This is a genomic window from Actinoplanes sp. NPDC024001 (genome assembly GCF_040638955.1).
GTDB lineage: Bacteria > Actinomycetota > Actinomycetes > Mycobacteriales > Micromonosporaceae > Actinoplanes.
In genome coordinates, this window is sequence record NZ_JBEZZB010000007.1 from 18433 (window position 1) to 40880 (window position 22448).

General features: G+C 69.1%; 16 protein-coding genes and 2 pseudogenes. 11 read left to right on the forward strand and 7 right to left on the reverse strand.

The window, feature by feature from the left end:
- The first annotated feature begins 100 nt into the window (after positions 1–100).
- From AB0F81_RS04750 to AB0F81_RS04775, 6 genes are all read left to right on the forward strand, one after another.
- Positions 101–1768, forward strand: coding sequence for a sodium:solute symporter family protein (locus AB0F81_RS04750; RefSeq protein ID WP_360190960.1), 1668 nt, complete (start codon positions 101–103; stop codon positions 1766–1768).
- 27 nt (positions 1769–1795) lie between these two features.
- On the forward strand, positions 1796–2185 hold the full coding sequence (locus tag AB0F81_RS04755) for a hypothetical protein (RefSeq protein WP_360190963.1): 390 nt from the start codon (positions 1796–1798) through the stop codon (positions 2183–2185).
- A gap of 71 nt (positions 2186–2256) precedes the next feature.
- On the forward strand, positions 2257–2751 hold the full coding sequence (locus tag AB0F81_RS04760; RefSeq protein WP_360190965.1) for a universal stress protein: 495 nt from the start codon (positions 2257–2259) through the stop codon (positions 2749–2751).
- Positions 2735–3271, forward strand: a complete 537-nt coding sequence (locus AB0F81_RS04765) for a hypothetical protein (RefSeq protein WP_360190968.1) — start codon at positions 2735–2737, stop codon at positions 3269–3271. The genes AB0F81_RS04760 and AB0F81_RS04765 overlap by 17 nt, the downstream gene beginning before the upstream one ends.
- Positions 3272–3314: 43 nt before the next feature.
- Positions 3315–4331, forward strand: coding sequence for a carbohydrate kinase family protein (locus AB0F81_RS04770; RefSeq protein WP_360190970.1), 1017 nt, complete (start codon positions 3315–3317; stop codon positions 4329–4331).
- A complete protein-coding gene (locus AB0F81_RS04775) occupies positions 4328–6673 on the forward strand; it encodes a glycosyl hydrolase family 65 protein (RefSeq protein WP_360190973.1) in 2346 nt (781 codons plus the stop codon). Before AB0F81_RS04770 ends, AB0F81_RS04775 begins: the two co-directional genes overlap by 4 nt.
- A gap of 251 nt (positions 6674–6924) precedes the next feature.
- Here AB0F81_RS04775 and AB0F81_RS04780 read toward each other — a convergent pair whose 3' ends face one another.
- Positions 6925–7665, reverse strand: a complete 741-nt coding sequence (locus tag AB0F81_RS04780; RefSeq protein WP_360190976.1) for a hemolysin III family protein — start codon at positions 7663–7665, stop codon at positions 6925–6927.
- Positions 7666–8264: 599 nt separating this feature from the next.
- Between AB0F81_RS04780 and AB0F81_RS04785 the strand changes: the two genes are divergently transcribed.
- Positions 8265–8996, forward strand: a complete 732-nt coding sequence (locus AB0F81_RS04785) for a GAF and ANTAR domain-containing protein (protein ID WP_360190979.1) — start codon at positions 8265–8267, stop codon at positions 8994–8996.
- Between the two features lie 3 nt (positions 8997–8999).
- Here AB0F81_RS04785 and AB0F81_RS04790 read toward each other — a convergent pair whose 3' ends face one another.
- Complete coding sequence (locus tag AB0F81_RS04790; protein ID WP_360190981.1) at positions 9000–9413, reverse strand: hypothetical protein; 414 nt, start codon at positions 9411–9413, stop codon at positions 9000–9002.
- Between the two features lie 273 nt (positions 9414–9686).
- On the opposite strand from AB0F81_RS04790, the pseudogene AB0F81_RS04795 reads away from it, so the two are divergent.
- Positions 9687–9947: pseudogene (locus AB0F81_RS04795) on the forward strand (protein kinase); the annotation flags it as partial.
- Between the two features lie 122 nt (positions 9948–10069).
- Here AB0F81_RS04795 and AB0F81_RS04800 read toward each other — a convergent pair.
- Both AB0F81_RS04800 and AB0F81_RS04805 read right to left on the reverse strand, forming a co-directional pair.
- Positions 10070–10570, reverse strand: a pseudogene (locus AB0F81_RS04800) (cation:proton antiporter); the annotation flags it as partial.
- Between the two features lie 58 nt (positions 10571–10628).
- Complete coding sequence (locus AB0F81_RS04805; RefSeq protein ID WP_360190984.1) at positions 10629–10982, reverse strand: hypothetical protein; 354 nt, start codon at positions 10980–10982, stop codon at positions 10629–10631.
- A gap of 387 nt (positions 10983–11369) precedes the next feature.
- Here AB0F81_RS04805 and AB0F81_RS04810 point away from each other — a divergent pair, with 387 nt between their 5' ends.
- Complete coding sequence (locus AB0F81_RS04810) at positions 11370–11819, forward strand: DUF5994 family protein (protein ID WP_360190986.1); 450 nt, start codon at positions 11370–11372, stop codon at positions 11817–11819.
- Positions 11816–12751, forward strand: coding sequence for a nitroreductase (locus AB0F81_RS04815; protein WP_360190988.1), 936 nt, complete (start codon positions 11816–11818; stop codon positions 12749–12751). The genes AB0F81_RS04810 and AB0F81_RS04815 overlap by 4 nt, the downstream gene beginning before the upstream one ends.
- Before the next feature lie 307 nt (positions 12752–13058).
- Here the strand turns inward: AB0F81_RS04815 and AB0F81_RS04820 are convergent, their stop codons facing one another.
- Positions 13059–13196 (reverse strand): hypothetical protein, encoded by a 138-nt coding sequence (locus tag AB0F81_RS04820; RefSeq protein WP_360190991.1) that lies wholly within the window; start codon positions 13194–13196, stop codon positions 13059–13061.
- A gap of 438 nt (positions 13197–13634) precedes the next feature.
- Here AB0F81_RS04820 and AB0F81_RS04825 point away from each other — a divergent pair, with 438 nt between their 5' ends.
- Positions 13635–16991, forward strand: a complete 3357-nt coding sequence (locus tag AB0F81_RS04825) for an OmpA family protein (protein ID WP_360190993.1) — start codon at positions 13635–13637, stop codon at positions 16989–16991.
- A 28-nt stretch (positions 16992–17019) separates the two neighbouring features.
- Here AB0F81_RS04825 and treS read toward each other — a convergent pair whose 3' ends face one another.
- Both treS and AB0F81_RS04835 read right to left on the reverse strand, forming a co-directional pair.
- Positions 17020–19239: a maltose alpha-D-glucosyltransferase gene (gene treS, locus AB0F81_RS04830; protein WP_360190996.1), complete on the reverse strand. Its 2220-nt coding sequence runs from the start codon at positions 19237–19239 to the stop codon at positions 17020–17022.
- A 290-nt stretch (positions 19240–19529) separates the two neighbouring features.
- Positions 19530–22442 carry a hypothetical protein gene (locus AB0F81_RS04835; protein ID WP_360190999.1) on the reverse strand — a complete coding sequence of 971 codons (2913 nt, stop codon included), beginning with the start codon at positions 22440–22442 and terminating at the stop codon, positions 19530–19532.
- Between the last annotated feature and the right edge of the window lie 6 nt (positions 22443–22448).

Here is a 22448-nt window from a genome sequence, read left to right on the forward strand (position 1 = left end):
GCGCGCACAAACGATCGATCCCGAAAGGCACGCTGCCGACTGTAATTCGGTAATCCTGATCCGAGAATCGTCTCCGGCCATTGCCAGGAAGGGGTCGAACATGTTTCTCGCGGCGGACAGCGGCGGTGCCCTGAGTCTGGACCTCAGCCCGGTCGATCTGGCGTTGATGGCGATCTACTTCTTGTTCGTGCTGGGAATCGGATTCGCGCTCAAGCGCGCGGTCAAGTCATCACTGGACTTCTTCCTGTCCGGCCGGTCGTTGCCCGCGTGGGTTACCGGGATCGGCTTCATCTCCGCCAATATCGGGGCGGTCGAGCTCCTCGGGCAGTCGGCCAGCGGCGCCCAGTACGGCGCGGCGATGGTGCACTACTTCTGGATCGGCGCCATTCCCGCCATGGTGTTCCTGGGCATCGTCATGATGCCCTTCTACTACGGCTCCAAAGTGCGCAGCGTCCCCGAGTACCTGCGGTTACGGTTCGACCCGAAAGCCCACCTGATCAACGCGATCACCTTCGTCGTGGGAAGCATGCTGATCGCCGGCGTGAACCTCTACGCGCTGTCGATCGTTCTCGAGGCGCTGCTCGGCATCCCGCTCATCGTCGCCATCATCCTGTCCGCCACCTTCGTTCTGTCCTACATCCTTCTCGGCGGGCTGACCAGCGCGATCTACAACGAGGTGATGCAGTTCTTCGTCGTGCTCATCGGCATGGTCCCGTTGACGATCATCGCCATCAAGGAGACCGGCGGCCTCGGCCGGCTGTTCGACAGGCTGGGCGGGGAGAACGGCAGAGCCTTCGTGGAACCGTGGACCGGCACCGGAGTCGGCGGGTCCAGCCCCATCGGCGACTGGATCGGGATCATTCTCGGCCTGGCCTTCTGCCTGTCGTTCGGATACTGGACGACGAACTTTGCCGAGGTCCAGCGGGCGATGGCCGCCAAGGACAGCAACTCCGCCCGACTGACCCCGATCATCGGCGCCTACCCCAAGACGTTCGTGCCACTGATCACCATTCTGCCGGGTATGGCGGCGCTCATCCTGCTGCCCGGCATCGGGACCCCTGGCAGCGGGCTCGAATACAATGACGCGATCCCGGCGCTGATGGACAAGTACCTGCCGCCGGGTGTGCTCGGGGTCGCGGTGACCGGCCTGCTGGCCGCGTTCATGGCCGGCATGGCGGCGAACGTGTCGAGCTTCAACGCGGTGTTCACCTACGACCTCTGGCAGGACTACATCCGGCCGGGCCGCCCTGACCACTATTACCTCGTGGTGGGCCGTTGGGTAACCGTCGCCGGGGTCGGCGTCGCGGTTCTCACCGCTCTCATCGCCTCCGGCTTCAGCAACATCTCCAACTACCTGCAGACGCTGTTCTCATTCTTCAACGTCCCGCTGTTCTGTGCGTTCATCATCGGCATGTTCTGGCGGCGGGCGACCAAGAGCGCCGGATTCTGGGGCATCCTGGCCGGAACGGTCACGGCCGTCACCGTGTACGCGCTCTACAAGCTGGACGTGCTGCACTTCCGCAGCGATTTGCACGAGACGATGTGGGGCTCGATCGCGGCGTTCGCCGTCGGTGCCATCGCGATGGTGCTGGCCTCACTACGAGAGCCGCGCAAGACCGACGCAGAACTGCACGGTCTGGTGTACGGCATGGAGATCCACGACGCGTCGGATACCGCCGCCCGTCCGTGGTACCGGTCTCCGGTCATTCTCGGGATCGGGGTACTCGCCCTGAACGCCGGGCTCTACGTCGGCATTTACGCGATCTGACCTGCTGGGCCTGAGGAGGTTCACACCATGACGTCACCGGAGGAGAGACCGGGCGAGCAGAGCACCGACTTCCTGGCGAAGCTCTTCGACATCCGTTCCTTCACCGGGACGCTGTTCCTGATCTTCGGAGTGATCGTCACCGTCGTCGGGCTGACCGCCAGCGACGCTGACATCGCCAAGTCCGCCGGATTGAACCTCGCGCTGATTCTCGGGCTCATCATGCTCCTGATGGGGGCGATCTTCATCGTCTGGCTACTGCTGCGGCCGCCGCAGCTGTTGCACAGTCACGAGGTCACCGAGGAGGACCTGCCCGAACAGCTCCGCCATCAAGGCCTCGAAGCCGTCCCCGAACACCCCGGCGAACCCGGTCCCGAGCCGCCGCCTCCGCCACCCCGGCGCCGGCCGAGCGGGCACTGACGGTCCGGCAGCCCCATCCTGCTGTCGAGAAGATGCACGTCGATTACCCGCAGTGGTGGGTAGGAGGGGACATGAGGTACCGCACGATCATCGTCGGCACTGACGGTTCGGAGTCCGCGCTCAAGGCGGTCGAGCAAGCCGCCGAGATCGCCGCGGCGCGCTCCGCGCGGCTCGTCGTGGTGTGCGCCTTTCACCCCTTGACGGCGAAGGAGCAGAGCATCCTCGCCGCGGTGGTCGGTCCCACCAGCATGTACCAGGTGGCCGGGACCGACGCTGCGGAAGAAGCGCTCGAGGCCGCTAGGCGACGCGCGGCCGAGGCGGGTGCCGCCGACGTCAACGCGATGCTGGTCAAGGGCGATCCCGGTCAGGCGCTGCTGGCGACGGCGACTGAGCAGGCCGCGGACCTCATCGTCGTGGGCAGCCGCGGCATCAACACCCTCTCCGGACGTCTGCTCGGCTCGGTGCCGTCGGACGTGTCCCAACGGGCATCCTGCGACGTCCTCATCGTGCACACGATGAAGGGCGGCCCCCGTGATCCCGGGAGCAGCGATGAGACAGACGATTAAGGACCGGCTCACCACTGCGCGCGGAGGGCCGGAACTGCGGCGATCGATGCGCGACCGGATCCGCGCGTTCCAGCGGCCCGAGCCCCAGCCCCAGCCCCGGCCGTGGCGGGGCCGGCCTGAGGAGGCGTACGCCGTGCTGGAGGATGCCCGTGCGGTGATCGCGCGAGGTTGGATCCAGGACCACTGGTTCGCCAGTCGACGGTCGGGCGAATTCGGCGAGGTCGCTGCCGCCTGCCTGGTTGGCGCGGTGGTGCACGCCGCCCGGCAGAGCGGACCGGGTGACCCGGTGATCAGGGCGGGGCCCGCGCTGGACTACCTCTGGGACGCCTGGCAGGAGTCACGCGGCCTACGCGCGGCCGGGATCGCGGGCCTGGCGGCGCCCCGGGAGCTACGCATGGCCCGGGTGCGGGACCTGACACGCTGGAACGACCAGCCCGGCCGCACCCGTGAGCAGGTACTGGGCCTCGTCGACCTGGCCGCCAGCCGTGCGGTCATGGCGGCGGTGAGCATCCCGCGCTGACCCGACGAAGCTCGGCACGCTGATGACGTGCCCGGAGGCTTTCATGACGACTGATGCGCGTACCGGTGCGAGCCGCAAGGTGGCCGTGCTGGGCCCGATCCCCCGCGACCAGATCGTGACGCACGCCGGCGAGCGGTTCGAGAAGTACGGATGTGCGTTGTACACGGCGGTGGCGCTCTCGGCGCTGCTCGATCCCGGCGACACGATCGTGCCCGTCACCCATGTCCGGCGGCAGGACGAGGGCCCGATCAAGAAGATCCTCGCCGCCTACCGCAACATCGACACGTCCGGGATCACGTCGTCGCACGATCAGGGGGACGTCGTCGAGCTGCGCTACATCGAGCACAACCGCCGGGCCGAGCGGCAGACGAGTTTCATGAATCCGATCCTGCCCGGCGACCTCGACGAGGTGCTCGACGCCGATGCGTTCGTGTGCGTCCCGATCACCGACTACGAGGTGAGCCAGCCGACCCTGCGCCACATCAAGGAGAACAGCAGCGGGGTCATCGTCCTGGACGCGCACGGGCCCACGACCACGCTGACCCGCAGCGGCGAGCGCCACCCGAGGGTGTGGGCGGACCGGGACGTGTGGCTGCCGTACATCGACATCCTGAAGATGAACCTCGAGGAGGCGAGCTCGACGTGGTTGGGCGAGTCGCCGGAACTGATGACGGACCCTCCGCGGCTCGACCACGACGAGCTGCGTGACCTGGCACAGCACTGTCTCGGCCGTGGCGTCGGGGCGGTCTGCATAACACTGGACGAACGTGGCTGCGTGGTCTTCTACCACCGGCGCTCGGGGGAGATCGCCTCGGAGGTCGTCGACCGCATCGAGGTGGGACGCGTCGTCGACGCGACCGGCGCCGGGGACTCCTTCGCGGCCGGGTTGGGGTTCGGCTACCTCGAGTACCGCGACTATGTCGTCGCCTGCCAGTACGGCAACGCCATGGGTGCGCAGCGCTGCGCCGGTACGGAGCTGAACGCCTACCTGTCCCGTACGGAGACACAACGGCAGATCCTCGCGGCGTACGGTCCCCGATCCGAAGGCAGCCGGTCATGAGCGCCGGCCCCGGCACTGCGGAGTCCTCATGGCAGATCGTGGAGGACCGCTTCGATCCGGTACTGGCCAACACGAACGAGACGCTCTTCACCACGGGCAACGGCTATCTCGGTACGCGCGGCGCACTCGAGGAGGGCCATGCGGGCGCCCTGCCCGGGACGTTCCTTCGCGGGGTTTTCGACCACCACGACTGCGCCGTCATCGACCTCGTGAAGGCTCCCGACTGGGTGGCACTGGAGATCGTGGTCAACGGTGTCAAGCTCGACGTCACCACCGCGTCCATCGTCCGCCACCGGCGAGCCTTGGACATGCGGGACGGCAGCCTGTCCCGCGAGACCGTCTTCGAGGACTCCGCGGGCCGTCGGACCCGCATCGACACCATCCGTTTCGCGAGCAGCGCCGATGAGCATCTGTGTTGCCTGCAGGCCCGGATCACGCCGGAGAACCACACCGCCTCGATCGCTGTCCACAGCGGCATCGACGCCACCCGGCACAACCTGGATCGGCGGCCGTTCTACCCGGATCCACCGCCGGCCGACCCGCAGATGAAGTGGCACAAGTGGGCCAAGTCCCGTCACCTCGACGAGGTCGACCGCGCGGCGTCCGCCGACGGCGTCTATCTCGAGACACGAACCATCGGCACCGGCATCACCATCGGCTACGCGGCCGGCACGACCGTGTCGGCACCCGGGGAGCCGGAGGTCGCAGAGCGGTACAAGCACATCGAACAGATATCGCGTACGCAGGTCGCCGCGGGCGAGACAGTCAGCGTGGACAAGCTGGTCACCATCTACACATCCCGCGACGTCGCGGCAGCGGACGTGGGCCGGACGGCCCGCGAGGAGCTTCGCCGCCACCGGGACGCGGGCTTCACGGCGTGCCGGGCACGCAACCGGGCGGCCTGGGCCGCGAAGTGGGCGGACTGCGATGTCACGATCGACGGCGACGAGGACGCCACGCGTACGGTGCGGTTCAGCATCTACGAACTGCTGATCGCGGCGAACGAATCGGATCAGCACGTCAACATCGGGGCGAACGCCCTCACCGGCGAGCGCTATCGGGGGCACGCGTTCTGGGACACCGAGGTGTTCATGCTCCCGTTCTTCATCTACACCCAGCCGGAGACCGCCCGGGCGCTGCTGCTGTACCGCTACCACACCCTCGACGGCGCCCGGCAGAACGCCCGCGAGACCGGTTTCCGCGGTGCGCGCTATGCGTGGGAGTCCGCCGACACCGGCGCCGAAGAAACCCCCCAGTGGACGATCGACGGTGCGCACCGGATCTGGATGGGCGAGGAGGAGATCCACATCACTTCGGCCGTCGCGTACGGCCTCGTCGCCTACGTCGCCGCTACCGGCGACCACGCCCTGATGACCGACTTCGGCGCGGAGATCCTGTTCGAGACCAGCCGGTTCTGGGCTGATCGGCTGGAGGCGACGCCGGAGGGACGCTACGTGCTGAGCCGGGTCGTCGGGCCGGACGAGTTCCACGAGCACGTCGACAACAACGCGTACACCAATTACCTGGTGCGCTGGCACCTCCAACAGGCCGCCCGCGTCTACGCCGAGCTCTCCGACACCAACGCCCGCGAACTGGCAGCGCTGTCGACCCGCCTGGGGCTCACGCGCGAGGAGGTGGAGGACTGGCTCAACAAGGCGGAGCAGACACACCTGCCGGCCGTGACCGACGACGGGGTGATCGAGCAGTTCGACGGGTACTTCGGACTGGCCACCTTGCCGGTTGAGCACGACGCCAACGACATGCCGATGTATCCCTCCGGCCACCACCACTACAACCTGGCCGGTACGAAACTGCTCAAACAGGCGGATGTCGTGATGCTGACCTACGTGCTGCCGGACGAGTTCTCAGACGAGGTCAAGCTCGCCAACTACGAGTACTACGAGCCGCTGACGCTGCACAAGTCCTCCCTGAGCGCGGCGACCCACTCGATCATGAGCATCGAGGTCGGCGACCCCGGCCGGGCCGTGCAGTACTTCCGCCGGGCGGCGTCGGTCGACCTCGTGGACAACCAGGGCAACACCGAGGAGGGCATCCACATCGCATCCGCCGGTGGAACGTGGCAGATGATGGTCAACGGGTTCGGTGGGTTCCGGGTACGCAACGGCCGGATGACCTTCAAACCGTGGCTGCCGCCGGATTGGGAAGCCGTTGCCTTCCGGCTCAAGTGGCACGGCAATGCACTGTCGGTATCCGCGAGCGGCACCTCGGCGACGTTCCTGCTGTCGGCACCCGAGGGCTGTCACGAGACGGTTCTGGTCCACGGGCGCGAGGTGATCCTCCCGGCCGGTACGGAAGTGGTGGTAGGCCTCGGCGACGGTTGAGACGATCAGGCTCCCTCACGGTCCCGGGCTGGCTGCTCGGGATCGCGCGGCGCCCGGCTGTGCTGCCGCCTCGCACGCCGAGCGCTTCGTCGCCTCGCTGGCCCGGCTCAGTGCCGCCGGCTTCGCCGTCCGCCCGCGCATGAAACACCGAACGGCGACCCGCTGAACCAATCGGGCCGCCGTTCGCAAGGTGGGCAGGGGTGGTCTCCCGTGGGACGTCACCGTTCGCCGATCGACGAGCGGCAGGGCCTTCAGACAGCGGTGCGCAAGGCGATGGAGATGCCGATGCAGTGGGCGGCGAACGCGGCGACGGTCAGGGCGTGGAAGACTTCGTGGAAGCCGAACCAGCGCGGGTTCGGGTCAGGTCGTCTGAGGCCGTAGACCACGGCGCCGAGGGTGTAGAGAACGCCGCCGAGGCACAGGAACGTGACGACCGGAACGCCGCCGGAGCGCCAGAATCCGGGTAGGTAGATCACGGCGACCCAGCCCAGCGCGATGTACACCGGCACATACAGCCAGCGAGGGGCGCCGACCCACAGGACCCGGAACGCGACGCCGGCCAGCGCGCCGCACCACACGATCCACAACAACGTCCGTGCTTGTCCCGGCGCCAGCACGAGCACGCAGAACGGCGTGTAGGTGCCAGCGATGATCAGGAAGATGTTGGCGTGGTCGAAGCGTCGCAGCACGTTCTCGACACGTCCGGTCCAGTGGCCGCGGTGGTAGAGCGCGCTGATGCCGAAAAGCAGCGCTGCCGACAGCGTGAACAGCGCCAAGGCCACCCTGGACCTGTCGTCCGGTGACAGCACGGTCAAAAGACCGCCCGCAGCGACGGCCACAGGAAAGGTCCCGGCATGCAGCCACCCTCGAAGCCGGGGTTTGACCATGGCACCGAGGTGGTCCAGGCCCCGCTCGACCCGGTCCTCCAGCCGATTCAGGCCGACATCCAGGCCGTCGCCCGACCCTGCTCGTCGGGCACGGTCGGTATCCACGTCACCGTGGTTACCCCTCCGGAGCCATAGGTAACCCGGTCGCGGGCATGAGCATCGGCGTTGCGGGCTCGGCGCGCGGCGACGGATCACGCGACTGCCCGCACGGCTCCGCTGCCGTGAACGGCCGGCTCGTCCACCGACCGCCTCGACCATCGCCTCACCGGCATGAGCCGGGGTGACGACGTCCGCGCCGTCTTCGCACTCCCCTTCAGGTCGGCGCCGCCCGGCTCGACGTCATGGACCCCTACCGGGATCGGGTGGGCCCGTTGACCGGTACGCAACTGCATATCGCTTTCACCCTTCGCGGAGGTGACCGTCGAAGCGCTGCTCGACATGCACCAGAGCGGGGTCGCGCGCGGAGGTGACAGCGCTTCGGTCTTGGACGTCGGGCGTCGGGCCGAGCTGTTTCAGGCGCAGGGGATGGTCATGATGCAGCTGGGGGTATCCATCGGTGAGGCTCTCGTTCGGATGCGGGCGTACGCGTATGCCGAGAACCGTCCTCTCGAGGATTCGCCCGCGATGTCGTCGAGCGGCGGCTGCGATGGGACGGGAACAACGAATGAGCGGCAGTTTGGTACAGGGTCACCGGGAGGCAGGCCATGAGCACCGTTTCGGCTGAGCGGCTCGCAACAATCTTCGTGGAGGCCGCCGATACTCTGGTCGCCGAGTTCGACCTGCTCGACTTCCTGCACATGCTCACCGATCGGGCCCGGAGCCTGGTCGACGCGGCCGCCGCCGGGCTGATGCTCGCCGACGAACGTGGGCGGCTGGCGTTCATGGCGGGTTCCGACGAGAACGTCCGCCTGGTGGAACTGTTCCAACTGCAGACCGACCAGGGCCCCTGCCTGGAAGCGTTCCGCACCGGGCAACCGGTGATCAACGTCGACCTGGCGGCGGCGACGGATCGCTGGCCCCGCTTCGCGCCCCGGGCGGCGCAGGCCGGTTTCCGGTCCGTGCACGCGTTTCCGCTGCGGCTGCGTACTCAGGTGATCGGTGCCCTGAACATCTTCGGCAGTTCAACCGGCGGAGACTTCGATTCCGCCGATGTACCAGTCATGCAGGCGCTCGCCGACGTCGCGACCATCGGCCTGATGCAGGAACGCACGATCCGCCGCAGTGAGGCGCTGACCGAACAACTGCAGGGCGCCCTGAACAGCCGGATCATCATCGAACAGGCCAAGGGCGCCCTCGCCCAGGTGCACGGGGTCAGCGTCGATGAGGCATTCCGCCGGATCCGCGCCTACGCCCGCAATAACAACCGGCGGCTGACTGAAGTCGCCGAACTGGTCGTCACCGACCTGTCCAGCGCCCCCGGCCTGATACAGCCCTGACAGTCAGCTCCGCAGCAGGTCGTCGACCGGGCGGCGAAGCAGGCCGGCGAGTTCCAGCTGTGCATAGCTGGGCCGCGGCCGTACGCCGTCCCACTCCGCACTGATGTGGATGTCCGCGATCCGCCGCCGCGCAATGGCTTTGACCCACTCGACGACGTCGATACCCGGCTCGGTGTGACAGCCCGCCAGCCACCACACCTCGAGGTAACTGGCAGCGAGTACCTCGCAGCGTTGCCCGGTTCCGGGCAGAAGCCCCGCCACCTCGGCACTGACTGCTGGCGACGTGCGGTCGAAAAGGGCGACAAACGCGGGCACGCTGCCGTGCGAGACCGCGTCAATCAACACGGCATCGCTGGGGTTGTCGGGAACGCGGGTGAAAGGTGGCGGTTCGACCGCATCACCGGCGGACGTTCTCATAAGGGTGCTCCAGGGCGACGGAAGCGCGGCGTCGCCGAGGTCTGGAGCGACATGCTGGGGTGCCTGCGAGTTATGACATTACGACATCATCCCGACCCGAACCGGTGTTGTCCCCCGTCCGTAGGCGGCGTTCCCCCGCTCGAGAGCGATGTGTACCACACAGCGACCGTCCTGCGGGCCGGCCCCGGCCCCCGGATAGGTCGGCGCAGGAAGGACTGGGGTACGTGCCGGATACACACACTCGTGCGGGCGAAGATCGCGGCCTCCGGCGGGATGGGCGACGTCTGGCAGGCCACCGACACCGTGCTGGGCCGTAAGGTGGCGGTCAAGACACTGCGCGCCGACCGGGCCGTCGACCCGCGATTCCAGAGCCGGTTCGAGCACGAGGCCCGCGCCATGGCCACCCTGCATCATCCCGGCGTCGCCGACGTGTACGACTTCGGCCAGGAACCCGGCCAGGACGCGTACCTGGTCATGGCGCACGTGGACGGGCAGCCGCTGGACCGGCTCATCGCGGAGCGAGGTCGGCTCACCCTGGATCGCCGCGAGGATGATCCCGGCGGGTTCCCGCCCAGCCAGGTGTGCAGCGAGTGGGGCAGCGATTGGGTCAGCAGCAGCCACACCGGCCGTAGCACCAGGACGACACCGACGCTGATCGTGACGGCGATGACGATGGTGGCGGTTTCGTACTGTGCCAGTCCTCGTACGACGTCGGGCAGTTGCTGACCTATCAGCAGGAACACGCATCCTTCGAGCAGGAAGTCGACCAGCCGCCACACCGCGCTCATCTGTAGCCGGCCCGCGCCCGAGGCCGACCGCGGCGTGTGGTGCCCGACGACGAGCCCGGCGATGACCACCGCCAGCACGCCGGAGACGTGGACGTGTTCGCCGATCAGGTAGGCGACGAACGGGGTGGCGAGCGAGACCGCGTTGGCCATCATCGGATCGCTGCTCAGCGCCCGGGACAGAAGGCGGACAGCGAAAGCGACCAGCACGCCGACGGCCACTCCACCGGCCACCGCGATCAGGAAACGGCCCAGCGCAAACGGCGCCGAGAAATCGTCACCCGTAGCCGCGGCGACGGCGACGGCGACGCTCAGGATGGTGAGAACGGTCGCGTCGTTGAGCAGCCCTTCCCCCTGGATCAGCGTGACGATTTCGGGGGTAGCCCCACCCGTCGGCCGACGGCCAGCGCGGCCACCGGGTCAGGCGGCGCTACCGCCGCACCGACCGCGATACCGGCGGCCAGGGTCCCGCCGGGGACGAACCACGCGAGCCGTAGCCGATCGCCACGGCCGTCAGCAGAACCAGAATCACCGACAGGCTCACCACCCGGATCCCGCGCAGCGACGACTCCAGGGCCGCGCTGTACAGCAGCGGTGGCAGCACCAGCGTCAGCACGATGTCGGGGTCCAGCGATATGTTGGGTCCGGGCAGCAGGGCGTATCCGACTCCGATGATCGGCAGTAGCGCCGCGGCGGGCAGGCCGGTTCGATTGGCGATCCATCGCACCACCACGACCACCGCAACAGCGGCAAGGACGAACACCAGGGACGATTCGACACTCACAAGGTCATCCTTCCGGATCCCCCGGCGGGTCCCGGGAGAATGCGACTGGAGCGGTCGAGAGCGGGGCCGCTCCGCCTTGTCGGTCGAGGTGCCGGGGCGGGGGCGTACGAGGTAGCCAGCCCGCTCTTGAGACAGGACAGGTGCCGATTCCCGCAGCCGTCCTTGACCAGTCGCGGAAGCCGCCCGCCATGCCGTACGCGTCTTTGGGCTCGGCAGCACGTACACTAGGAGTAACCGGTGGCTCCATCATCGGTACCGGCCTCGGCTGGTGCGCGGTTCGCCTGCCGACGCCGCGCCTTTCACCGGACTCGGTGGACCTCGTCCTCGCCCTGTGTCATCGGGCTGGGCCCGCGCCTGCGTTGGGTCCCGGACGACGGGAACACGATCATGAAATCTCTGCGCTATCAGTCTGAATCGGCATCTCACCTCGACGGTCCTTGTGCGCGCCTTGAGCCGACGCAGTCCGAGCATCTCTTGTGCGACGGCAGCTGGTGGCCGGATTCGTCCGATCTCGATGAGGAGCTACGCCTGCTGGTGCCGATTCTCGATCATGTCCGTGGGCCGGTGAAACGGCTCGTGCTGAGTGCCGAGGCCTGGACGGACCGGTCACGCCACATCGTCATGGACGCCCGCACGGTCACCGTCGACTACCGTGCCGGCTGGTCACCGTGGATGATGACCGTGATCTGCGCCGACGGCGGTACCTTCACCATCCGGGTGGCTCCGCGGGGGCCGGCCCCCGGAGCAGCACACGGTCTCAGAGCAGACGTCGGCAGCAAGGTCTCGGAGACTGCGGGCGGCGTGTTCGATTCACTGACCGAGCGAGCGGTCCGATGATGTCGGCTGGCGTCCTGCGCCCGCTCAGCCATCGCATCACCAGCGAGGCCTTCTACCGGGCTGTCGTCGCGGCCGGACGGGCACCATCGGCGTACGACAGAAAGCCGTGGCGATGGCAGATGGGTGATGGCGTGCTCGACCTGTTCACCGACCCCACCCGGATGTCAGGGTTGCCGGACCCGGACGGTCGGCTCGTCACGATCAGCTGCGGCGCCGCCCTGCATCACGCCCGGGTGACGCTGGCGGCGCGCGGGTGGCAGGTGACGGTGACCCGCCTTCCCGAGGCCGCAGATCCGGCTCACCTGGCACGTTTGCACATCGACGGGGCCGCCCCGGTTAGCCCGGCCACGGCCGACCTGGCCCGCCGTATCAAGCAGCGGCACACGGACGTGCACCCGATCACCGGCGATCCGATCGACCCGGAAACGCTGCAGGCCATCGGTACAGCATTCGGATCCCAGCACGTTCGCCTCGAGGTCCTACGCCCGGACCAGATCCTCGCGCTGACGGTGGCGTCCGTGCACGTCCCGGTCCTCGACTCCACCGACGCGCAATGGCATGGGGAACTGGCGTTGTGGACCGGCAGTGACCGGATCGCCGCCGCTGACGACGACCTGCGACAACCGATCGTTCACGGCGACCATGACCGGGCCGCGACCCTGGCGGTCCTGTACGGGTCCAGCGACCACATGATCGACTGGCTGCACGCCGGCGAGGCCCTCTCCACAGGCTCTCTCGTCGCCACCAGCCTCGGAGTGTCGGTTCTACCGCTGAGCGCACCCGTCGAGCACGCCGACGCCCGGCAGGCTCTGCGCCGCACGGCACCCGAAGTCCGTTTCCCCTATCTGATGCTCCGGCTGGGCCGCTACGCGACCGGAACGGCCGCCCCGCCTTCCTCGCTGCAGCCAGCCGGCGAGACTACCGGTCCTTGACGAGATGGCGTCCTGGCCCCGGCAAGCGCCCTGACCATCGCCGCGTTCGCCGCCCACAGCATCGGCATCTCCATTGCCTTGCGCACCGCAGCCTAGAACTCTGTCCGCTCCTCGATCGACGAACGGTGACGTCACACGGAGAGCCCTCCCCAACATTGCGAACGGCGGCCCGATTGGTTCATCGGGTCGCCGTTCATTGCTTCCTGCGGTACTACGGCACCATGAAAATCATCTTGGCCTGGTCCGGCTCAGATCGAAGTGAGAAAGCGATGTGAGGGTGAGCCGGCGGCTGTTCTTGATGCTGTGGTCACCATTTCCGGCTGAACCTGCCGGCGAGTTCGCGGAGTTTACGCTGGGTCTGCGGCTTGGCCATTTCCTGCCGTCCCCGCGTGGCCAGACGCCGGCCCTGGGGGCCCGCCAGGAATGTCTTGATCTTCTGTGCCATCGATGGCATCTTGTCTCACTTCTCTCGTCGGGTGTCCTCGGTGCGGTGGCCCACCGGGTGGGCTGGCTGAGGTAGTCGGACGCTGACTCAGGGATCAGTGGTCACTGATATACGAGTTTCCGAGCTCACCGACAACTGGACCTTCGTACCGCAGAGCAGTCCGAACCTGAGCCGCCGGGCTGTGGTTCATCCATTGCGCCTGCCCGTTCCCGAACCTGACAACACCGCCCCCGGCGGAACGGCGTAGGCGCCGGGATGCGTCCAGCACACTCGAAGACCGCTTCGCGCGGCGGCACCCCGTCCGGCAGGGCGCGACCCGGCGCCACGCCGGCCGCCGGAACACCGGCAGACCTGCAACGACGCCTCGGCAACAGCGGGGTGTCGGCGTTCTTGGGGACCGCGTGCACACCGGCGATCGCCTCGCCGGAGGCGACCGCCATGCTGCTCTTCCCGAACGCCGTCTCCACGCTGACCGCCGCGCAACAGCAGCAGATCGACGACCTGGTCGCCAAGTGGTATGCCGGCGGTGATGAGCCTCGGGTGCGTGTCGACGGCTACGCCAGCACGCCTGGGGAGGACGCTCTCAACTGGACGCTCGCCTGCGCGCGCGCCGACGCGGTTGCCGCGGAGCTGATGCATCCCGCGTCGGGAGCGCCCGGCATTCCGGCGGCGTCGGTCACCACGTTCATGCACAGGGAGACAGACGAGTTCGGACCCGAGGAACAGAACCGGCGCGTCATCATCCACGTCGAACCGGGACGATCGGGGCCCGCGGCGGCTTCCGCCGGCCCGGTGGCGTCTCCGTGGTGGACGAACGGGCCAACGGTCGTACGCAAGCAGAACGTCACTCCGCTCGGCCAGTACGTAACCTGGGTCCGCGAAGTGGAGCAGGTGTACACCGACCGCGGCGATGTGATCCGTCGCCTCCGGCGCCTGTACTACAGCACGTTCACCGCCGGACCACCCAAGCCGATGAACCCGTCCGGCTCATTGGGTCCGACCTTCGACTGGCTGATTGCAGGGCCTGACCAGATGCCACCGCTCACCAGCCCGCCGGTGAGCCTCGCAACGCTCAACGGGCTATTCGGAACCAACGCCATTCGGACTCCCGCGGGGGAGAGCCTCGACCCGAGTCACATCTTCGCCGCTCTCGATGTCACCGTGAACGGCGCGTCCGGGCTCGGAGGAGTAGTCGAAATCGGAGGCAGCACGCCCCTCACCGGTGTGTTCACCTGGACCGGCGACCTTTCCTCATGGTTCGTCGATTGGCCCGCGGAGAAGCGCAAGAAACCAGAGGACAGCGACATCTCTGTTCTGCTCTCGATCGTCAACAGGAAGGTTTCCCTGGACGACCTGTTGTCCGACATGGATGCGCAGATCATGGTCGCGAGCGAGACAACGACCAGCTACGACGTCATACCCACCGTCGACGGCCCGCCGTACGTCAGTATCCGCAACACCCTTGACCGGCCGCCCTCGGAGATCCTGCAGAGCTACTACGGAACCCCTACCGGGTCCGGCCCGAAAACGCCAGGCTCCGGGCCGCAGCGCTTCGCACGCTTCGTCAAAGCCGCAGTCCCGCGTATCCCCTACGTTATTCCCGATCCGACCAAACCGCTCGAGATAATGCTCGCGCCGGACGCCGAAGAGAAGATCTACGACGAGATCTACGACGCCGCGAAAGTCTTACTGAAAAGCGATGAATTAAAACAAATCAGGAAGGACTACAGTGCCATCAGTGCGGGGCAGGGTGGTCAACGCGATCACCGCCATCATCGATGGCGTAGGCCGAAGGAGGCGCCTGCGTACGGTGGACCGTCCCGCACGGGATCCACCGTTGTATCCGCCGCAGGCCACTCCGACAATGTTCGGATGTTTGCAGCGCTCGACGACATCGACTGGAATTCGCTGGAACACGCCTACGGTCCGGCCGGGGACGTGCCGGGCTGGATCCGCGGGCTGACCGACCCCGACTCCGAGATCCGCGAGACCTCCCTCGATGCTCTGTTCGGCGCTGTCCATCACCAGGGCGATGTGTACGAATCCACGCTGGCCACCGTCCCGTTTCTCGTCGAGGCGCTCACCACGCAAGGTGTGCCCGGCCGGTCCGGGATCGCGGACCTGCTCGCGAGCATCGCCGAGTCCAAGCCCGCCCAGGCCCGGATCACCGGGGATGTTTCGCGGCTGCTCGATCTCGCCGGCGACCCCGATCCAGATCTGCGGGCCGCCGTTCCGGCCCTGCTCGCCGCCCTGCATCCCGGCGTGCCCGGCATTGCCGAACGGCTCACCGGCCGCCTGGCTGAGGAACCCGAGGCCCGGGTACGCCGCGCCCTGCTGGAGGCCCTCGGCGGTATGAGCCTGAAGCCGGGTTCCGTCGGGCACCTGCTCGGTGTCGCCGCGACCGCACCCGCCTCCACCGCGGTGGCCGCGCTCAGTGCCGTCGCGCGGATCGACCCGGACCAGGTGCCTCTCGACGGGATCCCGGAGCTGCTGGATCGCGCCTACGCAGAGGTCGCCCCGCCCGCCGTGCCGGCCGGGTTCACTACCAAAACCCTGCGCGGCGCCGTTCGCCTGCTCCGGGAAGAGGCTGAGGCGGGACGCCGCGCACCGCACTGCGCCCGCCTCATCGAGGGGCTGACGGATCCGCTCGGCCCGCGCGTGGACGAGCGGATCACGGTCCTGATCCCGCTGCTCGGTTCGCCACACCCCGACATCACGGGCGACGCCCTGTACGCCGCCAACAAACTGGTCGAGGGCTGGCGCGGCGACTATCGGGAGATCGTCGGCCGGGCCGCCGGGCTTCTCCGGCATGACAGCCCGGAGATCGCCGGGCGTGCAGCGCGGTTCCTCAACGGCTGGGGCCCGGTGGCCGCGCCCGCCGCCGACGCGGCCGCCGAACGGCTCGCCGATCTCGCCGGCCACCCGGGGACCGATGGGCTACCGGTGTGGGCCGGTGACACTGTCGGTCTCCACCCGCTGCTCCAGATGCTCGCGGAACTCGGCGACGAGCGGGCGCTGCCGCTGCTGCTCGCCTCCCTGCGTCTGCCCGTCCTGCCGGTCAACACCGGTTTCTACCTGGGCAGATATCCGGGTCATGCCGACCGGATCGTCGCCGAGGTGATCGCCGGGCTGGACGCTCGCGAACCGGCCGAGCGAGACAGCCTCCTGGTGGCGCTGCGTGCCTTCGGGCCGGCGGCCGCGCCTGCGGTGCCGCTGCTGTTGGCCGAGCCGCTTCGGCAGGACTCCGCGGACGCGCTCGGCCGGATAGGCGCGGCTGAGGCGCTGCCGGCCCTGCGCGCGGCGGCCCACCGGAACGAGGCCCGAACCGCCGTCGCCGCGGCGGGCGCGCTGTGGCGGATCGAGCGCTCCCCCGAGGCCCTGCCGGTGCTGATCAGTCATCTCGGCGACGCGGCGGCCGTCGACGCACTCGCCCAGCTCGCCGCCATGGGCCCGGCCGCCGCCCCGGCCGCACCGGCACTGGCGCCGCTGATGAAGGTGTCCGGCAACCCGTGGTGGACGCCGGCCCGAGCGGCGCTCGCCCTGTGGCAGATCACCGGCGACGTCAAGCGGACGGCGCCCGTGCTGCGCAAAGCGTGGCGGGGCAACGTCTACACGCGTACGTCGATTGCCGCCGCCGCGCGCGGGCCGCTGGCGGCCGCCTTGGCGCCGCTTCTCGAAGGCGAGCTCGCGCAGCGGCGTCGGCACAACGCCGCCGAGGACTTCTCCTCCAGCGATCAGGTGCACAGCGACGAGCGACTGCTCGACGCCTGCCGCACCGCGCTGGCCGCGATCTAGTGGCGTGGAGTTGCCATCTCATGAGAAATCAGGTGGGTTCGAGAAGGAGGAACAGGCCGTCGTACGGGTCGAGGGTGACGCCGAAGCTGTACAGGCCGTCCACCCGACCGATCTCGTCGCCGGTGCAGGCGTCCACCACACGGCACCCGGGCACGAAATGCGTCGAGCGCACAGCGCCGTTGATGGTGTCACCGGTGAAGTTGAGGACGGTGACCTGGATCGGCGCGTCGGCGACCGCGGTCTCGCCCTGGTCCAGCCGGTGCACCATGACGAGCATGCCCTTGTGGGCCACGTCCGGGATGTCCAGCTGGGTGGCGACGGCGATGTCGTGGCGGTTGCGGATGGCGATCAGCGCGCGCAGCCCGGCGACGAATGAGGTGCCGGAGGCGAGCTGGGCGGGCAGGGCGCCGTAGAGGGAGCGCCCCCGCGGCATCCCGGCCGACGACGTCGAAGCGTCCGGGGCCACGTCCATCAGATCGTGGGCGCTGCGATGGATCCAGCGGGTGTCGCCCTCGGCGATCAGGTCCTGGACTGTGTCAGCCGGGACCGGCAGCATGCCGAGCAGGTCCCACCCGGACAGCGCGAAGACTCCGGGCTGCCAGGCGTTGTACTTGGCCAGCAGCAGGTGGGCACGGCGGATGTCGTCGACGTGCTCCTCGCCGATCTCATCGAGCGTCCGCAGACCCTGCGCCGCGGCGATGACCGACGCCGTCGTGCAGGCGATGCCGTTGGTGGTGAAGACGAGGTTGTAGTCGGCGGCCTCCCCGGTGAGGTGCCGGAGCAGGTCGGCGCGGATCGTCTCGGCGAGCTCGGCGCCGGTGATGTCGCGCCCGCGGAACCGGTAGACGTCCGCGCTGTGCAGGGTCGCCCAGTGGACGAGCTCGTAGGTGAGCTCGTCATGGTTCTGCAGCGCGTGAACGAGGCTGACCGGATCCACCCCGACCTCGAGCGAGGTCCGCAAGGTCAGGCGCAGAAAGTCGGTGTCGCCGGTCGCCAGAGCGTGGTGGTACGCGGGACGGTTGACGAAGTCGTAGGACAGGTCGGCCCCGACACGGCCGGTGTCACGGATGTCTTCGATGGTCAGGTTGAGCTCCTGGAACGTGAACCCGCCGATCTTGCGGACCATTCCGGCGATCACGTGGTTCGCCGCCTGCGACAGCGGATGACCTTCCGACCAGGCGGGCAGCCCCTCCGCGCTCTTCTCGACGCCGAGGAACCCGTTGGCGTCCAGACGCAGCGCCTGTGTGCCGAGGTCGCCCAGCGAGTGCAGGGCGTCGCCGATGACCAGGCGCATGCCGGCGAACGTCGGGTCCAGCCAGTTGATCGACGGCTGGCCCTCTTTGAAATAGTGCAGGTAGACCCAGCGCCGGCAGGTGCCGTCGACGCCGATGACCGGCGCCGTGGCGCTCCAGTTGGTCTCCTTGACCCCCGGGGCGTAGAAGATCACGCGCTGCAGGGCGCCGATGATGTACCCGGCCTCGGCGAGTTTGGCCTCCGCGACCGCGTCGAGGTTGACAGCGTCGCGGCCCTCGGGCACCTCCGGCAGCAGATCCCAGTCCTGCTCGAGGATCTCGACCATGTGGTAGATGCCGGGATAGTCCTCGTACGCCATCTCGGCCAGGCGGAAGTCCGCCCCCTTGCCGGTGTGGCCGGGAACGATGTCGTCGATGACGCTGCCGTCGTGGGAGTCCGCCGTCTCGCACAACCGGCGGAACTCGGCTTCGGTGCCGAAGGCGGTATCGATGTGGGTGCTGATGCGATCGAAGTGGCCGTCGACGCTGGGCGTCATCTGCCAGCCCCGGATGCCGCCCGCCTGCTTGACCGGCCCGGTGTGCACCGCATCGATCCCGATCTTGCGGAAGGTCTGCCACAGCTGGTCATCGCCCAGCGCCCCGAGGAAGGACTCACCGGGGCGCGTGATGAGCGAGATCGGGTACGCCGTGAACCACACCGATGCGGTCCGCAGCGCCCGCCGCGCGTCCGGCCGGGCGTACGGATTACGCCACATGATCGCCTGCCCGGACAGTTGCCGGCCCAGCACGTCGGCATCCGCCAGCATCGACTGCCCCACCAGCCACTGAACGTAGGACGGATTGGTCCCGTCGGCCGTCCGCCAGTCGGTACTGCGCCGTTCGGGCCGGCGCACTTGAGCGCGGGAGCGCAGTCTGTTCGGACGGGCCGGGTAGCGCTGCTCGTCGTACGTGATCTCCGTGGCGTCATGCTCGACGGGCCGGATCACCTCGTCCATCTGTTCCCCCTTCCCGACTCCCTGACGGGAGCCGGCCGCGGATCACGGCTGGACCGAAGTACACCCGAATTGCCCCACTACGCAGGCATCCGCCGCCTTTCTCTGATCATGCATCACCGTCCGGTACTTCGCTCCGAATCCCGAGCGCGGCGTCGAGGCGGCCGACGCCCGCACAGTGAACAGCGAGGCCCGCGCCGCCGCCTCCGACGGCAGCAGGTGAGCTCTGCGGCGGGACGGGAACTACCGAAGGCGGCTGCGAATAGGCGGTTCTCCGAAGACTTCCAACGGTCTCAGGGCCACCACTCCCCCGCCTCGTCGACGGCCCGGATGACAGGGCGGGCGCGAGAGGCCAGCAGGTGATGCAGCGAGCCCAGCTCGGCCAGGAACTGGGCGCGGGTGCGGTCGGTCCGGCTCAGCCAGGCCAGCAGGACCGGCCGGACCAGGTCGGGCGGGGCATCCACCAGCGCACCGGCGAGGGGTTCCCAGGTGACGCTCTGGCGGGCCGGCGTGCCGTCGGCCGAGAACTCCGCGACCAGCAACGCGGACGCCGCGGCGGGCGGCAGCCTGGTCAGGTCAGAGGCAAGAAGGTTCTCGAGCGAACCCGCCGCGTCAGTCTTCTTCCCCGGACCGCCCGAACCGGCCAAGCCGACCAGGCTGGCGAGTTCCTCCGGGCTGAGCCGGTCGGCCACCTCGGTCAGGGCCGCACCACCAGGGTCGGCGGCCAGGATCTCGTTCATCACCTGCTTGCGCTCCTCGCCCGCCAGCGCCGGGAGCACAGCCGCCAGGACGACGCACGGATGGTCGCCGCGCCGGGCCCGGTCGACGCATTCCCGCAGCATGGCCGGCGACAGGCAGCCGGCGATGCCGCGGATCGCCGCCGCGCGGTTGCCGGGTGCCTCGATCTCGAAGGCGGCGTCGAGCAGAAGCCGCTGGACCTCGGGCGGGCAGGGACGGTCCGCCCAGCCCTCGCCCCATTCACGCAGCCGCTCACCCGGCAGGTCGTCGCGGTGCCTCTCGTCGTGAAGGAACGAAATGACGTCGCGTACGACATCCGTGGCCTCGTCGTCGGGCAGGTGCGGCGCGACCGCCCCGAGCAGCGCGGCCCGGTCGATGGGGAAGCGGCACCGGTCGGCGGCGAGCCGGATCCGGCGTTCCTGGTCGGGCGTCGCCCGCGAGGCCAGAGCGCAGAGCGCCCCTACGTCGTCGTCCAGCCGTTCGAGCGCCAGCTCTACCGCGTCCGCGACCAGGTCCTCCGGCACCGCTCGGACGATGCCGGCCCAATGCCGGGAGTCGAGGATCCGCCGCCAGTGGTCCATGGTCAGCCTGGGCGCCAGTGCGAGGACGGCCGGCACCACGTCCGCCGGTGGGCGCTTGTCGAGCAGCATCTCGACCGTCTCGTCGAGGATGGGCCCGTCGAGCATCGCCGCGATGGCGAGGAACGGATCGGTGGTCTGGCCGGTGTTCCACGCCTTGCGCAGCACCTGCAGGATGTGGCGCAGCATGGCCGGCCGGTCGGCGGCGGGGACCCGGCTCGCCAGCGCGGCCAGTGGAATGACGCGCCACGTGGGCGTCATCTTCTCGGCGAGCGACAGCGCCCGGGAGATCTGGTCGGGGCCGAGGCCGGGGGCCAGAGCGGCCAGCTGTTCGGCCCGGGTGCCCTCGTCGGCGATGAGCGCCACCGCCCCGAGCACCTCCGGGTCGTCCGGCGCGTAGCGGCGGAGGGCGGACACTACGCGGTGGCGGAGGTCCGCGTCGCCGATGCGCTCGGCGGTCGCCAGCGCCTCGGGAACGTCTGCCGCCTCGAGGTGGGGTGCGATCTGCTCCACGCAGCCGCGCCAGGTGTAGGTGTCGTTCGTCGAGCTGGGGGAATGCCGGCGCAGGTTACGCCACGCCCGCGTGGCCAGGCCGGGACGGTCGGCGGGCGGCGCCACGTCGAGGAGGGCGGCCAGCGCGCGGGCGCGGTGCCACGGCGACCGGATGCGCCGGACCGCCGCCAGGTAGGGGGCGACGAGCCGGCCGCCCGCGTAGGGGGCAGACGCCACCAGCCGGTCGGCGGTCCACTCGGAGCCCGCCCACCACCAGCCCTGCAGGAGGACCTGGCGGGCCCGGCGTTTCGGCAGCAGCCCGGCCAGAGGTGCGGCGGCCCGATTTCGGGACTGCTGGTTGGTCATCTCGCCGAGGCTCGTGAGGGCCTGGGCAACCAGCGCGGCCCGCCGGCCGTCGGGGTAGCGCCGCGCCAGCGCGCTCAGTACCCGGACCCGGTCGTCGGTCAGCGCGATCTCCTCCGCGGCCGCTGCGGCGACGTCGAGTTGCGCGGGCGTCAGATGCTCGGACAGCAGTTCCAGGGCGTCGAAGTACGACCAGTCCTCGCCGTCCATCACCACGCTGCCGTCGCCCCGGCGTCGCGGGAACCGCAGCGCGCGGTCCAGCGCCTCCTGGGCGACCGCGACGCGGTCGTCCATCGGCAGCAGCGGGACCAGGCGCGTCAGGGCCAGCGCGCCCACCGCGGGACTGGTCAGCTCCCGGGCCCATCGCAGGGCGTCCGGCAGCAGGTCGGGGCGCCGGGCCGCCGCGGCGGCGGTGACCGCTACGGCCACCTTGTCGCCGGTGGCCTCCCGCGCGGCGACGACGACCTCGGCCAGGCGGTCGACCGGGAGCGCGGTGGTGACCTGCACGAGCATCGCACGATCGGAGGAGCCGCCGATTGCCGCCCGGGCCGCGTCAACGGCCTCGCCGACCACCTCGTTGCGGTCGGGCTCCGGCAATTCGCGGTGCAGCAGCGCCAGGGTGGCGGCTCGCCGGCCGGGTGACAGGATCTGCCGTGCGTAGGCCAGGGCCTGGCGCGGTTCCAGGACGCGGCATGTCACGGCCCGGACGAGCAGCGGCGCCGGGATGGTCTCGGAGAGGCTGCGCACCGAACCGGCGTACAGGGCGTAGCGGACCGCCTCGGGCAGGTGCGTGCCGATCGAGTCGAGCGCCTCCCGCCGTGCCACGGCCACGGCCACGGCGTTCAGGAAGCCCTGCGGGTCGTCCCGGTCGTCCAGCTCGCGCCACAGCGCGTTGCGGTCACCGTCGGGCATGGCCAACAGACGGTGAAGGTCGGCGTTGCGGCCGGCGCCGGCCAGGTGCGGCACCAGGTGGCGCAGCTCGTACGTGCTCAGGTCGGACAGCGGGCGGGCCGCGGGCGGCGACGGGGAATGCACCGGGAC

Coding starts and splice junctions, on each gene's coding strand:
- AB0F81_RS04775 (WP_360190973.1), top strand. CDS start 4,328: ATGAGCGCCGGCCCCGGCACTGCGGAGTCCTCATGGCAGATCGTGGAG.
- AB0F81_RS04765 (WP_360190968.1), top strand. CDS start 2,735: ATGAGACAGACGATTAAGGACCGGCTCACCACTGCGCGCGGAGGGCCG.
- AB0F81_RS04750 (WP_360190960.1), top strand. CDS start 101: ATGTTTCTCGCGGCGGACAGCGGCGGTGCCCTGAGTCTGGACCTCAGC.
- AB0F81_RS04755 (WP_360190963.1), top strand. CDS start 1,796: ATGACGTCACCGGAGGAGAGACCGGGCGAGCAGAGCACCGACTTCCTG.
- treS (WP_360190996.1), bottom strand. CDS start 19,239: ATGGACGAGGTGATCCGGCCCGTCGAGCATGACGCCACGGAGATCACG.
- AB0F81_RS04815 (WP_360190988.1), top strand. CDS start 11,816: ATGATGTCGGCTGGCGTCCTGCGCCCGCTCAGCCATCGCATCACCAGC.
- AB0F81_RS04810 (WP_360190986.1), top strand. CDS start 11,370: ATGAAATCTCTGCGCTATCAGTCTGAATCGGCATCTCACCTCGACGGT.
- AB0F81_RS04790 (WP_360190981.1), bottom strand. CDS start 9,413: ATGAGAACGTCCGCCGGTGATGCGGTCGAACCGCCACCTTTCACCCGC.
- AB0F81_RS04770 (WP_360190970.1), top strand. CDS start 3,315: ATGACGACTGATGCGCGTACCGGTGCGAGCCGCAAGGTGGCCGTGCTG.
- AB0F81_RS04760 (WP_360190965.1), top strand. CDS start 2,257: ATGAGGTACCGCACGATCATCGTCGGCACTGACGGTTCGGAGTCCGCG.
- AB0F81_RS04825 (WP_360190993.1), top strand. CDS start 13,635: ATGCTGCTCTTCCCGAACGCCGTCTCCACGCTGACCGCCGCGCAACAG.
- AB0F81_RS04785 (WP_360190979.1), top strand. CDS start 8,265: ATGAGCACCGTTTCGGCTGAGCGGCTCGCAACAATCTTCGTGGAGGCC.
- AB0F81_RS04820 (WP_360190991.1), bottom strand. CDS start 13,196: ATGGCACAGAAGATCAAGACATTCCTGGCGGGCCCCCAGGGCCGGCGT.